Here is a 15,218-nt window from a genome sequence, read left to right on the forward strand (position 1 = left end):
ATCGATTGTCACTCTTCTATATCTGCATCTTTTTTCATTCCGAATAAGTTTGGCAGCTCATCAAGTGTAGTGACGTCTGGATGATTGTAAATTTTGTTTAAAATCTGCTCGCTGTTATGTTTCCCATCGGTCAAATACTCACCTTCCCAAGTGACGAACCAGCTCCAATTCGCCCTATAGGCCTTCATTAAATCCGGATCAGGTATGGAGCCGTTTTCGGTTAATGCCACCAGCTTATTGTCCTTTACGAGTGCAACAAGATTATCAAATTGATTGCTGACCGGCGAATGATCGCCCGGCGCAGGATAGCTGTCCACGCTTACGATATCTACCACATCGTCACCAGGATACCATTCCGGCAACACAGAGTTCCACACCCAAATCAAATTGTTCAGCTCATGCTTGTTAACGAGCCGATCATATAAAATCCGGTAAAGCTGTTTCGCAGGTTCTGGTCCCTTAGCTCCCCACCAAAACCATCCTCCCTCCGCTTCATGCAGCGGCCGGAATAGAACGGGAACATGGGCGTCTCTTAATCGTTTGAGCTGCTCCGCAATAACGTCAATATCCGATAGCATAAGCTTATAATTCTCCGATTCGGGATGGCTTAACGTCTGCTCCAGATCAAAGGTTACCGAATCGGTATAAAAGCCGCGCCACCATTCTTTTCCCTTCTCGTCCAACACGCCTGAAGGCGCATTCCAATGCCATAAGAAGGTCGTAATGCCTCCCTGCTTATGCCAGCCTAGCGCCTTTTCTACTTCATAAGAGACAGCACCATGCTCCGCTCTTGTTGGAGAATAATCAATGAGGTCAAATCCGACAATGGCCGGTTTCTTGCCGGTTATCTTCTCCAGAAAGTCTACGTTTTCCAGCCCTGTTTGACCCGATAGCACCATGTTCCCATAACTTTTCACCAAATAATTCATAAGCTTCTTCGCTTCTGGAGATGCGTTTGGATTCACTAATTGATTGGTGACCTTATGCTTTGCTGCCGCCTTCGTTTTTTGCAATTTGATATAGTCAATATCGTAGTAACCCCAGCCGCGCTTAAGACTAATACGGTTCACTCCTTTGTTTAGGAGCATTTTTCCGGCCTTAACCTCGGTAAATGAGCTGCTCTGCTCCAACGCCAAATCGCCGTGAGGACTGTCGTTAAGCGAAAGGCCTGCCACTTTATTTCCGTTTGGAGCACGATAGCTGACCCATACATCGTATAACGCTGTTTTGGGCGCCTCTGCTTCAATCGTTAGCTGGTCGTCCTCATCGGTAAAGTCGGTAACAAAACCCGAAGCAGAGAACCCATCCGCTCCTTGCGCGGCGATGGTGCCGGATAGCTGCCCATCCTCCGCCTCATAAATAACGAATGGCTCTTCCTTCTTTGCCTTGACTGCCAAACCGAGAGCGGCGCCCGAGCCTGCAAACGCTAAACCTGTTAAGATTGCAACGCCTATAATCATTTTCTTTTGCTTTAGTATCACTGAATAATGCCTACCTTTGCCAATCGAAAATTAGTGCCCGTACAATTAGGTTGATTGCCATGCATAACTTCAAGCTCGAAGAGATGCGCTCCACCGGACCAATCATCTCCAAAAAAGCTAAGCCGATACCAGCCGTCCTCCGCTAACCAGGATGGACGCTCTCGTTCCGAAGGTTGCCACTCGCCGCCGTCTACTCGGTAGCGGAACTCTGCGGAGCTTCTGCCAAAGTCAAAACCAAGCGCGAGGCCCCTTCCCTCGAAACGAAAGGAGAGTCCCGCTCCAACAGCCGCTGTCTCAAGTACTTGATCGATCCATTCTAGGTGCGGCCATCTGCGGATAACCCAAGGACCGCTCGTTTGTACTTGATCGAAGGATAATGCGTACACCTTGTCCCAGCACTTAGCATCTAGCGGCTCTGGAAGGGGTGTATCCAGCCCTTTCGCGTTAACATCCGATTCGAGCAATTCCTTTGTCAGAAACGTGATGACGCTTTGCCCATAGCTGAGGCTCCCTCGGCTCGTCGGGTGAAGTCCGTCAGGCAGCCACTCTTCAAAGCGCAGCCTGCCTTTTTTGACCTCCTCAAGAGCATACAAGCCCATCCATACCGAACCAATCTGATAGTATTCAGCGATACGATCGAATTCGCTTATCGTATCTGGAACCGCACCTGATTGCATCGCTTCATACATGTTTTGCGAATACGTGTATACGATTACGATATCCCGCTGGCCGGAAGCCAGCAGCTGCCGAATTAACCCTTCTCGCGTGCGATTGCGCTTCAAGGTCGGTTCGTTCTCATCATTAACCGCGTATTCAACAAACACGAGATCACATTCCGTATCGATCAAGTCACGCTTGGCTCGAAATGCAGCCAGATCGCTGCCAGTCGCGCCGATAGCCGCATTTTCAATCGAAATGCGAGTCTGCGGATACTGCTCAGCGAGCCAGCTAATAACCGGCTCCGGCCAATTATGGCGCGGCCTTGCATCGGTAATGGAGCCGCCGATAAAACCCACCTTTATGCGTCCATCCTTTACTTTTTGCAGCGTGTGATGCAGCTTATTTCTATGCTTCCAAACCGACAACGTCATGGGTTACGCACTCCTCGATAAAGGTTTAGGCTTTGCCTTGCTACTTTACGTTACTCTCGCAGCTTATAGTTCTGGAGATTAGGCAGCTCATCCTTCGTAACAGAGAAAGGGTGATTGTAAAATTTAATCAATTGCTCCCTCTCCGTGTGCTTCTCCGCATACACTCTGCGACCATCAATCGTATCGTAGACAAAAGTGCCGTACCACGTACAATTCCATGCCCAAAGCGCATTATCCTGCAACATAAGATCAGGATCGGGAATCGCCCCATTTTCCGATAACGCAACAATTTTATTCATGCTCGTATAGGCCTTCGCCGCAGCAAACCTCTGCTGCTGAGACTCGTAATTATGCTCGGGAGGATAAATATCTTCGCCGATAATATCAACGTACTCATCTCCCGGATACCAGTCCGCATGCTGGCCATTCCATACCCATATCAAATGATTGAGCTTATGAAGGTTAGTCATACGGTCGTACATCAGCTTCCAAAGGCGTATGCATGGGTCAGCCCCCTTCGCGCCCCACCAAAACCAGCCGCCCGAGGCTTCATGCAGCGGCCTCCATAACACGGGCACTCCCGCAGCTTGAAGCCGCGCAAGCTCAGCAGCTATCGCGTCAATATCTCTAATAAGCAGCCGGTAATCCTCAGACTCCTCATCATCCATCGCCTTCTGCACATCGAAGGTCGTAGCCTTCGTATAGAAGCCGCTGCCCCATGTTCTATCCGGCGGCAAATCGATTAAATCCTTCGGCGCGTTCCAGTGCCAGCAGAAGGTTACGATACCGCCGCTTTGCCACCAATCGATGGCAATATCGGTATCGGAGCATGTTGCCCCTCGTTCTGTACGCGATGGTGAATAGTTCATGAAATCGAACCCATAAACAGCTGGATATTTGCCTGTGACCTCGTGTAAAATATCAAGCTCGGGGGTTGATACGACGCCGATTTGCTGCCCAGTCAAAATCCTCGTTCCATAGCTATCGCACAAATAGGTCATTAGCCTTTTGGCATTATCATCCGCATTCGGATTGATCAGCTTAGGCTCTACTTTAAATGCTGGCTGCTGCTCCAAATTCCACATTTACGGTTTCTCCCATCCTTATTGTTTTCTAGTTGTATATGAAAGACTGCATAAACCAAGGCTCCTAGCCGATAATGCCGCTGCGCTCGACACTCTCAACAAAATAACGCTGAACGAGCAAATAGAGTAGAATCAATGGAATAATGGCGAGCAAAATACCGGTGTCAATAATCATCGCCACGTGGTTCGGATCAGCCTTAACGTTAGCACCGCTTCCGACGCCCAGCATAAGCGGGATCAGCTGATTCGCTTGAGCGGATAATGATGCGACCTTCAGCGGCATAAGCTGCGTCTCGCTCATGAACAGCGAGGTGAAGAAGGTATCGTTATACTGCCATACGAAACAAAACAATACGACCGTCAGCATAGGCGGCACTGCGTTCGGCAGCATAATGCGCAGAAAGGTTTTTACGCCGCCAGCGCCGTCGATAAGCGCCGCTTCCTCAATTTCCTTCGGCATTCCTTTAAAGAATTGCCGGAAGATGTAAATAAACAAGCCTGCCTTCAGACCAATCGCTGTTGCCGAGGTAATAACGGAAGGCCAGTACGTATTCAATAGATTCACGCCGTCTTTGCCAGTAAAAAGCTTCACAATGCCTAGTAAGTCAAAGCTTCTGAAATGAAGGTACATCGGCACCATCAGCGTGCTCGTCGGAATGAGAATGGTCAATATGACGAGGGCGAACAGCACGTTGCTCCCGGGGAATGAGAACCGGGCAAATCCGTATCCGGCAAGGGCGCAGGAGGCGGCCGTCAGCACAGTCGTGACAATGACAAAGAGCAGCGTGTTGCCAAGCAGCGGGAAGTAATTCAAAATCTCCATCGCCATCTTAATGTTATCGAGCGTAAAATGAACGGGCACCATGTAGATCGTCGGATTATATATATCCTCTTTGGCTTTGAATGCGACTGAAAATTTCATCAGCAGCGGATAAATAATAATGAACGAAATGCCGATCACAAGCGCATACCGGAAGATCGAATAAAGCATGTCGACCGTTTTGTTTCTCGCTTTTTGCATCCGATACTTCGTCTCCTCGTTGCGAACCGCCTGAGAAGCTTCCATAGGCTGTTTCCTCCTTTGCTTTTTACTTAGTTGTAATGGACTCTTCGCGATAGAATGACGCCAATCACGATCAAGACAATACTGACGATTAGCGTATAAATCCAAGACATCGCGGAGCTTAGCCCGAAGTTTTGTGTTTTGAACGCGGTCGTAAAGATCATGTCGGTAACGGCGCTGCCAGTGAAGGAATCGATAATCGTATAAATGACATTGGTCAGAATAAGCGGGCTAACCATTGGGAACGTTATTTTCCAAAAGGATTCATACGCCGTTGCCCCTTCCATTTTCGCAACCTCATACATCGATCCTGGCACGGACTGCAGCGCGGCTAGAAATATAAGAATTTGGACGCCGGAGCTCGTTATAATTTCATAGATTCGCGTAATCGCTTCAATAATGTAATCAATGAAAGAGAGCGGCAAGCCAACCTCGCTGAGCATCATCACCATCGACATAATGTTATAATCCGAAGACTCGCTGCCCATCTCATTCACGACGCTTGCATCGCCAACAAGGTTAATCAGCCCTGCTGACTCAGCTGCCGAAATCGCGTTGGAGGCGAGAATGACAGGCAGGAAAAAGATGGCGCGCGCGATAATTCTGCCCCGGAATTTTTGGTTCAGCAACGTTGCCGAGAAGAGGCTGAAAAATAAAATCATCGGCACGTTTAAGGCCATTTCAGTAATCGATTGCGTTAAAATCCGGTTAAAGTTCGCATCGATGAACAATGCTTCCTTGAAATTGGACAGCCCTACATAATCCAGCTCATAACCCGATGGCGCTACCGTTAATTTGCTGAGGCTGAATTTGATCGATTGGATAAGCGGCGTTGCAAACATAAACACAAAACCAAAGAGCCAAGGTGCGACAAAAGCGAAGCCTAGCAGTGAGCGCTTGCGGCTTAAGGTTAGCTTATATCCGTTCATGAGCGCTCGCCTCCGATCCAGTAATGCTCTGCTTCGACTGTCTTTCCATGAATGGCAACGGGTTTATCCGTATAGTTCACCGTGATCGTTGTTCCATTCGAATACTCCACTTCCACTACACCTTCTTGGAGACGCGTATGCTTGACCATCCGCTCATTTCGAAGCCCGGCTAAAGCCGAATTCGATTCCTTGTACATGGACAGCGCCTCGTCATACCAGTCTTTGTAATAAGTAGAGAACATGGTATCAAAAGGGGTAAACTTCAGCTTCGAAGACGACTCAAAGGTCCATGAGAAATAAGGTGCCGCGCCGAGCTCAAGCGAACGAAGCAGCTGCTTCTTCAAATCCTGCTCATCGCTCAAATTAACCGCGCTGCCCGCGTAATCCATATAACCATGTACGACCATTTCGTAGAAAGGCACTTCCTCATCCGTAATATTGAACCCGCTGGATGCTGTCGGCACATTTATGAGATGGTCTGCATACGGCCACGCATAAGCGTTAGCGCCTGATAGCATCGTTTCCTCTACCCCATTGTCGATCACTTCAAGCTGCTCTTTGATAATATGTTTTGCCGTCTCCCGTTGAATGACCCGGCTGACTCGGTAGTCTGAGCTTAGCAAGCTGCCAAGGTCGCGAAGCGCTATACCCTTCATCTGGAGCGGCTCATACTTCTTCATGAAGGTATCGACGTAGAAGGGAAGCTTCGCTGGCGATAACAAATAATAGGCTCCAAGTGACATATCCATCCGGTTCAATGCCCGGTTATACGGATACAGCTCCGCTTGCTCGCGGGTCACGAACCGTGCCGCATCGGAGGAAGGCGTGAAGCCGCTATCATCATGATAGATTTGCTGGAAAGCAACATCAGGGAATAATGTCCCCCCTGCTTGCTCCAACTGCTTGGACAAATCCTTAAGCTCTGCCTTGCTGCCGAGCACGCTGTCCGTTTTTAATTTTACCGGCGTTTTATGGTTGACGCCCTTGCCAAACCAGCCCGTGTAACGCATAAGCAAGCGGTTAACGCCATCCTGCTTCATCTCCGCAGCCATTTGAGCAGCCTCATCAAATGTGGTCATAGAAATAACCGAGCGATACGGTACGCCTAAAAATGATTTTTGCTTATCGACTGCCCCTACGATTTCCAGATAGAAAGGGATGTCTTTTCCTGCTTCCAGCGGCTGAAGCGCCTTATCCGCCACAAGCCTATCACGGTAAAGCTCGGCCATTCCTGAATAGCTAGCTTTATCTTCTGCCAAGAAGCTGTAACGAACCTTAATATCGCCTTGGTAAATCTCATCGTTCAGCAGCTGAATTTCTTGAATGGTAGAGCCGGTATACAGCTCAAGCTCATCCTCGCCGCGCAGAGCAAAGCTGCTGTGCACATAGTTATAGGAGTTTTTCTTGCCGCTAATATCCGCTGCAATACTCGCTATACCGTCTCCTTCTTCAATGACAGCAAACCATGCGGAGCTGCCTGCCTTCAGACCGAATACCGGCATGCGGGCGCTCTCGCTCACTTGCCCGCGTCTAAAGCTATTGTCGTTCGGGTCGAAGCCGTAAACCTTCTGCACATACTGCTCTTCCTTCACCTTGCCGTTGTTCAAATGGATAATGCTGCCCGAGCCGTCCGGCACGAACATATAACCTTCTTGCTCCGACCCTGCTGCGCCGAAGAAGTTGAGCAGCTCGATGCTGCGAATCTGGTAGTTTGCGCTCTCCTTCACCTGCTTCACCGGAATCGATGCGACAAGAGAATCCCCATCCAGGCGATACTCCAGCGGAATGACGAAGTTTGGTTTGGAAGACTGGCTTCCTCCTGCTGCCCCGTTCTCTTCATTGTCGAAAGCAAGATCGTCTTCGGTATAACCCGCCTTCTGGAAGGCAGCCATCATTTTGTTCAGTACAAGCTGCTTGGAGATTTGCTCATCGAGCCGCTCCATGACATCCGGATTCGCCGCATTCGGATAATAACGTACCGATACATATTTGGACGAGGTTTCGTCCAGCTTAGTCAGCACCTTCTCTTCCAAGCGGGCTTTGCTAATATACTTTGGCAAAGCGTCGATGCCGAGTGACATATCGCCAATCGTATACGTAATCCGAATGCCATTTTCAATGCTTTCGGCAGTGAACTGTTTCGCGCTGATGCTTCGAGCAAAGTTCGTAAAATTGTCCAATGTGCCGACAGAGTCCCGGAAGAGCACCGTTATTTGGGAGGACAACACCTCCTTCTCGAACGCTGAGGCTATTTTATCCTCGCTCCGGTTAGCCGGATTGCTGTACCACACCTCACCCTGCCGTTTGTCTTTCACCGCTATTTCAGTTGTGTCAGCGTTGTAATAGAGCGATAATTCGGAGTTGTCCGCCACAAGCTTCATGCCAGGCACGCCTTCCGACGAGTCAGACAGCAGCTTCAGCTCACTGCCCGCTTCCATTTCTACAGTCGGCTTTAAATAAGCGGCTGCATCGATTGCCCGCACCCCCCGGTTCGTCACCAGCAAGATAATGGCAAGGATACAGATTGCTGCGGCGCAGGCGAGCACCGCAAACAGCATTTTTCGTTTTCTCACGGTTGCGGCCTCCTCTACGTACGGAAAATAATTTCTCGATAAATGTTAACGATAAATTCATAAATTTGCTGCATCATACTAAGCACGAGCGTTCCTAGAAAAACGATGATTCCCATTACAATGATCGTTAGAATCATCGTGATGATCGTCTTGAACGCCGAATACTGATGAACCGTCATCGTACCGACAAAGAGGAGCCCTACAAACCAGATCGAAGAAATTGAAATGACCAAATAATAAAAAGCAGTCTCTTCCTCCACCATGAACCGGCTAGCGACTGTAATCGGCACGTACAGGAGGACGATGGGCACAAGCGCATAGCCCGTTGCCATAACGATTTCCTTAAACTTCCCTTCCCCGTCCATTAAGGTTGTAATCGCCCAGTTGGAGATGCACCACAGGAAGAAAGGAAATACGATCGTAAGCAGCTGTGAGATACTATTCAAATAACGCGGGTCATTATAGTTAACTAGAAAACCCGCAAACTGATTTTGCAAAATGATAGACAAGACGACCAGCGCTAGTATAACTAGAGCAACCCGGACTTTTCCTTTGCCGTCATATTTCATATCCCAGAAGCCGTCAAATGGATGCACGATCAGGTGCAGCGGAAACTTAATGAAATCCTGCTTCATGGCGCTTTCTCCCCCTTCAGGCTTTGCGCGGCAAAACCGGGCATCGTCAGCATTCGTTTCTGTCTCCGAGAGCTAACCAGCTTGAATGCCGCCCATGCGGCAGCCAGGATCAATAGCACAGTCAGGAACGTGCCAAAATGCTCTTTCATCACTTCTCTGCGATACCGCTTGTAGGCGACGGAATAACCGTCGCGGTCCATGCCAAGCTTGAAGTATTCAAGCGCTTCACCGTTCCGTTTCTCCATCAGCAGCGATTTGCCGATACCGATATACGCAATATCGTAGTTCGAGTTCAGCCGAAGCACATCCTGCCAGATTGGTACGGCTAGCTTATCCTCACCGTTATAATGAAGCCCTATAGCTTCATTAACGCTTGCGCCGAATTTCGTCGGCTTGAATTCGACGATATTGCTTTTTCCCCGGTCAAGCACCAGCTGGTTCTCTCCCGAGCTCTCAATGGCTACCGGTATTTTGAAGGTACCCGTTTGATTGCCTTTCCCGCCGTACACATAAAGGAGATTGCCTTCGTCATCGTAAGTGAACACCTTTCCTTGATTGGCATCGAGCACACTGTACATGCCATTCTCCTGCACCTTTACATCTATCAGCTTGGAGGGGCCAACCACTCTTCGGAACAGAATATCACCTCTAACATCAAAATATCCGAAGCGCTTCAGAACGTCCTCGCCCGAAGGATTAAGCCGTTTAACCGGCTCCCTGGAGTCTGGATCGATATTCGTCGCATAGACGAATCCTTTGGCATCAATATCGATATTAGAAAATTCCGTTGGAATAAACAGCACCATTTGGGCCTTCTGCGCTTTGGTTGAGAGGAAACGCCACAAAAATTCCGTATAGTCGCGTTTCACCTTGTTCGTCCCTACATACCCGATAAAGCTGCCGTTGCCGTCAAATTGCATAATGCCTTCGTATACGCCTTTGGCTACGACGTAAACCCGCTTGGCCTTATCCACCGTTACCTTTAACGGATTAAACTTGAATTCGCCTGCTAAAATATCGGACTGCGGCTTCTCAATCAAGCGGAGCAAAGCTCCCTCTTTGGTGAGGACGACGACGCGGCCATTATCCGTATCCGCCACATAAAGATTGTTCTCGTCATCAATGTACAAGCCTGATGGATTTTTGAAGCTATCCGACTTGCCTGCGTTGTCGAACCCTGTGATTATGCTTTGCACGTTCCACTTGTCATCCAAGCAGACGATCCGGCTGTTGCCGCTGTCCACAATATAGATGAGCCCGCTGCTTGCAACGACCATGTCGGCTGGCTCCAGAAAGTCGCCGATGCCAAGGTCCGAACCGGTTATCGATCGGCTCGGAACATATACCGCTGGCGCGGGCACCGCTTCTTCCCAATAGTTATAGTTATAGCTCTCATAAGGCGTCGACGATGCCAGCGCAGGTACCGGCGCTGCATAAGCAAGCAACAGGAATGCCACCGCAACCACGAGAAGCCATTTTTTCGCTGCCAAGCGCAATCCCCCCTTAGTCTTTCATTCCTGAAGTTGCCATCGTCTCTATAATTCGGCTCTGCGAGAAAACAAACAATGTAATAGGCACGCTCATTAGAATAAGCGCAACAGCGGCGGCTGCCCCGGCGCGTGCGATACCGCCTTGTACGATTTGATTCGCGGCAAAGTGCAGCGACTTCAGCTGCTCGCTATAAATGAAACCATTTCCATCGCTGCCCCAAAGCATTTGAAATAACAAAATGATGAGCGTAAGCCAAGCCGGCTTCACGTTAGGCATGACGATTGTCCAAAAAATGCGGTATTCGCTCGCACCGTCGATTTTGGCTGCCTCAAGCAGCACGTCAGGAATTTGCTCCATGAATTGCTTCATGAGATACAAGCCAAGCGAATACGCGAACGCCGGAATAATGACCGCCCAATACGTGTCAATTAAGCCGAGCCATGACATGATCATGTACGTCGGAATGGCCGTAACCGCAGGCGTGAACATCAGGGATAGAACAACTACCCCGAACATCATGTTTTTGCCGGGAAACTTATGTTTAGCCAGAGGGTAGGCTGCAGCCGAAGCAAGCAGCACATGCCCGATAATCCCCATCCCCGTAATAAATACCGTGTTGAAAATGTATCTGGAGAACGGCACCCATGAATTGCCGAGCAAGCCCATAAGATCAACGAAGTTATTCATCGTCGGATTGCGGACAAACAGCGTCGGCGGAAACATGAAAATTTCATCCAATGGCTTGAATGCGTTATTAATGGCGTAGATGAGCGGCAAGATCATGAATGCGCCGAACACCGCAAGCAATAGAAAAAGGGAAAAGCTGCCCCAGAACGATCGGTTCACCCGTTTCCTGCGGATACGAAACGAGAAAGTCATGATTTCATTCACCCACCTTGCGAAGAAGTTTTTGGACGATCAGATTGGACCCCACCATGATCATGAACAGTACAGTGGCGATTGCGGAGGCATATCCCATTTCAAAGCGGGTGGTGCCGAAATCAATCAAATGCGTAACAATCGTTTCTGCTGCATAGTTGACGCTCGGAAAACCCGCAAGCGCAATCGACACATCTGCAACTGCGAACGCGGTTGTCAGCTGAATAACCGCTCCGAACATAAGCTGCGGCCGCATGGATGGCAACGTAATATACCAAAGCTCCTGCCATCTGTTTTTGATGCCGTCCACTGCCCCTGCTTCATACAAAGTGCTGTCCACCGTCTGCAGCCCTGCGATAAAAGCGAGGAAGCCCGTTCCGAGACTGAGCCATAATTGGACGAGAATAATGATCGGCAAAATATAAGCTTCTGTCTTCAGCCACTGCAGCGGCTCCAATATAAAGCCTAATTTGAGAAGCAGCCCGTTGGCGATCCCATAGCGGTCGCCTGAGAAGATCATGAGCCAAATAAAAAATACGTTTCCGGATATCGAAGGCGCATAGAATACAAGCGTCATGACCGCTCTTACCTTTGGCGACAGCTCATTAATAATCCATGCGAACACAAAACAAGCAATATAGCTGATCGGGCCGGTAATGACGGCGAACAATATCGTGTTCTTCACTGCAATTAGAAACACATCGTCCTCTAGAAACAGACGGGTATAGTTTTGCCAGCCGATAAACTTCGGAAATTCCAGCATATTAAAATAAGTAAAGCTCAGTACAATCGAAATAATGACTGGCAATATCGTAAAGACGGCGAACAACACCATGTATGGCGCCAGCAAAATGTACGAATGCTTATTGGCTTTCACTTCCCGCAACTTCAGGCTCCACCAATTTTGCATGCTTGACCCTCCCCCATTATTGCGGTAAACCAAATTCTTTTCGTTTCGTCCGAATTTCATCCTGCATGTACTGAACATAGTCCATGATCGACTCACGTGCTTCCACTTGGCCGACTACCGTCTTGTAAAAGGCATTGAACAAATGCCGTCCAGTGAAATAGCCGCCTGGCACCTCCGGCATGCCCTGCACCCATTCAAACTGTGCTTTTAAATTTTCATAATCGGCAACCGGCCATGGCAAGCTGTCCAGCGCCTTAATGTTCGCAGTCGGATAACGTGCCGCAGCGCCCATCAGGCCCTCCATTTCCCGGCCGAATACCGTTTGCGTTGCATCGCTCGTCCACCATTTCATAAACTGCCAAGCTGCATCCTTATCCTCGGCTTTGTTTAGCATAATGACCGCGCTGCCGCCGCTTGGCACCTCGCGATTAACGGTTCCATCCTTCTGCGCCGTTCCCGGAATTGGCGCGAATCCCCACATGCCCCGAATTTCCGGCGCGAACACCGAAAGCTGGTTGTACGTTGTATAATCCGCTATGCCGATTGGCATTTGTCCTGTACGAAACCGGTTGGCGAAGTCATATTCGCGCTCCAGCTTATAATCCGTGTAAAACTCCGTCCACTGCTTAAAGGTCTCGATCCCAACGCGGGAATCCAGATCCGACTCCTTCCCGCCATCGCGGTAAAATGCGCCGCCGTTCTGGAAGAGAAGCGCTGCATACATCGAGTTGGGAGGAATGTTCTGCCCTTGAACAGCTGCTTGGGCGACGACTGGCAAACCAAATTGCATATGGTTTTTGCTCAGCACAGCAAGCAGGTTAGATACATCATCCCAGGTTTGCGGCACTTCAAGGCCCAGCTCGCTCAGCACATCCTTGCGGTAAAACAGCATGTTGAACGTTTGCGTTTCCGGCAGTGCAAATACGCCCTTCTCATAGCTGTACGGCACGATTGCGCTAGGACGAAACCGATCCTTCACCTCTGTAAAATCTGCAAATTGGGTCAAATCTGCGGAAGCGTTCCGCATGGCAAAGTTAACGGGAATATCATTGTCGATCTGCATGGCAACATCGGGGCCTTGGCCAGCGAGCGTAGCAGGAAGCAGCGTTCCCATATTAACCAGCTTCAAATTGACATTAATGCCTGTAACGGAGGTGAACGTTTCGTCGATCATCGCTTTCATCGTGTTCGCCTGATCCCGGCCGCTGCCGATCCATACCGTAATGGATCGCTGCGCATCATCTTCGGCTACATTGCCGATTTGGTTATAATCCGTGAAGAAAGAGGATACGAAGGTTGTTGCTTCATGCTTCAGCTTCGAGCTAAGTCCCATCCCCTTCTTCGGAAACTTTTTATCCGGCGAAGCGACATAGATCGTGTCAATCTCAAGCGGCTGCTGCCTTGCTTGCTGAACCCATGTTCCGAGCCCGCCCGTATTCGTCTTATAAGCCGTTAGCCTTCTTGGAACGGTGTCCGGATCCTTTATCATCTCATCCAACTGCACTGCCATCGTCTTAAGCAGCGCCTCTTGGTCACTGGATTGGCCTGACAATTTCACAAGCTGACTCGCAATGGCTTTCAGGCGATCACGCTCGGAGCCAAATACCGATAGCAAATCCGGTACTTTTTTATCAAGCTGATAATCACGGAACTCATCTGGCTTCGTACCGGTAATCATCAATATTTTGCGGTACATTTCGTTCAGGCTATAGAGGCTCTCTTCCACTTCTCTAATAAGCGGAGCGAATTCGCCAAGGCTGACCTCAAGCCGCAGCGTATGCTTGCCCTGCTCCAGCGGGAACAAATAAGGATCTTTGCCGCCCATTACATCGAGCCGATAGCCGCTTTTATATCGGAACGGGATCTTCTCCATTTCCTTAAAGGGAACTTCTCCATCAATCGTAAGTGTCCGGGTCGAATAAATGCCTCTTACAAAATTTTGCTGAGATTTGAAGGCGATCTTGTAAAGTCCCGTCTCTGGGACATCGATCTCCCATTCCATCCACTGTCCTGGCAATCGCCAGTTGAAGCCACCAATCGTGTTGATTTTTATTTTCGAAGCGCTATATGGATATACAGCAGCGCTGGAGCGTTCACTGAGTGGATACAAAGTCGGCGACGATTTGGCTCTCGAGGCTTCCCCTTCGATCGTAATCATCTGGCCTTCCGTTTCCTTTAATCCATCTGCGTCATATTGCTGAAGCATTTGTTCATATGGCAAGGGCGCTGTCTGCTGGAATAGCTTGAGCTGCTTGATCACCATCGGTTCCCTAGTGGATTCTAACGTAATCGTATGAGTGCCGCGTGAAAAATAAAATAGAAAAGGTTCGTTCTCATAGCCGTCGGAATCTTGAAAGGCTTTCTCGCTCCATCGCGGCTTTTCGATCTGTTTCGGCCTTAAATCATTGCCTTGGTTGTCCTGTACGATCTTCTCCTTCTGATTGTCCCAAATCCGGTCAAACTGCAAAAAAGCAGCCTCGCGGAAAGGACGCTCCCCATCTATCCATAAAGCGCGCTCGATGGCAGAGCTTTTTCCTTCTATCGGATAGTAGAGCAGCGATAGGTTGTACAAGCCTGCCTCCTCAACTTGAAAGGTCCAATCTGCCTCGCCTGCTTCTCCGGTCAACAGCGACACGCCATCCATACCCTCGTACTGGTCGATTTTCTCGAATCCTGCTCCATCCAATCGGCTGTAGCCCGCTGCTTCCAGTACGATTTCCTTCTCTGGCCTTGCAGCGCCTTCGTATTCCTTCATATACTGAGCATATTTGCGTTCATTATAAGAAGCAGTTTTATCAGTGCCGCTTCCCAATTGTTCGTTCGTTGAAGAACTGCTTGAACTTGTATCTGCCTGAACGCCAGAGCCAAAGGGAAGGACAATTAAAAATGCCAAAACGACAGGCACGATTTTCCTTGTTATGTATGATAACCGCAAATTGCTTACCACCAGAAGTCCTCCTTACAAGCGGATATGGTTTCTCCGTCCAATGGCGGGGAAGCTTGAAATCTCCTATTCATAAAATCAGGGGAGGTCACAAGGACATCCCCCAACCTTCATGATAAGTCCCTATAATCAATGAA

At 49.2% G+C, this 15,218-nt stretch carries 11 protein-coding genes; all 11 read right to left on the reverse strand.

Annotated features, from left to right (window positions below):
* Nucleotides 1–8 precede the first annotated feature (8 nt).
* A complete protein-coding gene (locus ADU23_RS29645) occupies nt 9–1,481 on the reverse strand; it encodes a glycosyl hydrolase (RefSeq protein ID WP_053377059.1) in 1,473 nt (490 codons plus the stop codon).
* Nucleotides 1,478–2,572, reverse strand: coding sequence for an SGNH/GDSL hydrolase family protein (locus tag ADU23_RS29650; RefSeq protein ID WP_053377060.1), 1,095 nt, complete (start codon nt 2,570–2,572; stop codon nt 1,478–1,480). The genes ADU23_RS29645 and ADU23_RS29650 overlap by 4 nt, the downstream gene beginning before the upstream one ends.
* A gap of 50 nt (nt 2,573–2,622) precedes the next feature.
* Nucleotides 2,623–3,657, reverse strand: coding sequence for a glycosyl hydrolase (locus tag ADU23_RS29655; RefSeq protein ID WP_053377061.1), 1,035 nt, complete (start codon nt 3,655–3,657; stop codon nt 2,623–2,625).
* 64 nt (nt 3,658–3,721) lie between these two features.
* A complete protein-coding gene (locus ADU23_RS29660) occupies nt 3,722–4,723 on the reverse strand; it encodes a carbohydrate ABC transporter permease (protein WP_197286120.1) in 1,002 nt (333 codons plus the stop codon).
* A gap of 26 nt (nt 4,724–4,749) precedes the next feature.
* On the reverse strand, nt 4,750–5,649 hold the full coding sequence (locus tag ADU23_RS29665; RefSeq protein ID WP_053377062.1) for a carbohydrate ABC transporter permease: 900 nt from the start codon (nt 5,647–5,649) through the stop codon (nt 4,750–4,752).
* Complete coding sequence (locus tag ADU23_RS29670; protein ID WP_053377063.1) at nt 5,646–8,222, reverse strand: DUF5696 domain-containing protein; 2,577 nt, start codon at nt 8,220–8,222, stop codon at nt 5,646–5,648. Before ADU23_RS29670 ends, ADU23_RS29665 begins: the two co-directional genes overlap by 4 nt.
* A 14-nt stretch (nt 8,223–8,236) precedes the next feature.
* The gene (locus ADU23_RS29675; protein WP_053377064.1) at nt 8,237–8,857 is read right to left on the reverse strand and encodes a Yip1 family protein; all 621 of its coding nucleotides are present in this window, start codon (nt 8,855–8,857) and stop codon (nt 8,237–8,239) included.
* The gene (locus ADU23_RS29680; RefSeq protein ID WP_053377065.1) at nt 8,854–10,347 is read right to left on the reverse strand and encodes an NHL repeat-containing protein; all 1,494 of its coding nucleotides are present in this window, start codon (nt 10,345–10,347) and stop codon (nt 8,854–8,856) included. Before ADU23_RS29680 ends, ADU23_RS29675 begins: the two co-directional genes overlap by 4 nt.
* Before the next feature lie 13 nt (nt 10,348–10,360).
* The gene (locus ADU23_RS29685) at nt 10,361–11,227 is read right to left on the reverse strand and encodes a carbohydrate ABC transporter permease (protein WP_053377066.1); all 867 of its coding nucleotides are present in this window, start codon (nt 11,225–11,227) and stop codon (nt 10,361–10,363) included.
* A 4-nt stretch (nt 11,228–11,231) separates the two neighbouring features.
* Complete coding sequence (locus tag ADU23_RS29690) at nt 11,232–12,137, reverse strand: carbohydrate ABC transporter permease (protein ID WP_231637557.1); 906 nt, start codon at nt 12,135–12,137, stop codon at nt 11,232–11,234.
* Between the two features lie 16 nt (nt 12,138–12,153).
* Nucleotides 12,154–15,084 carry an extracellular solute-binding protein gene (locus tag ADU23_RS29695; protein WP_231637558.1) on the reverse strand — a complete coding sequence of 977 codons (2,931 nt, stop codon included), beginning with the start codon at nt 15,082–15,084 and terminating at the stop codon, nt 12,154–12,156.
* Nucleotides 15,085–15,218: the final 134 nt, after the last annotated feature.

The sequence above is a fragment of the Paenibacillus sp. FJAT-27812 genome (genome assembly GCF_001273905.1).
Taxonomy (GTDB): Bacteria; Bacillota; Bacilli; order Paenibacillales; family Paenibacillaceae; genus Pristimantibacillus.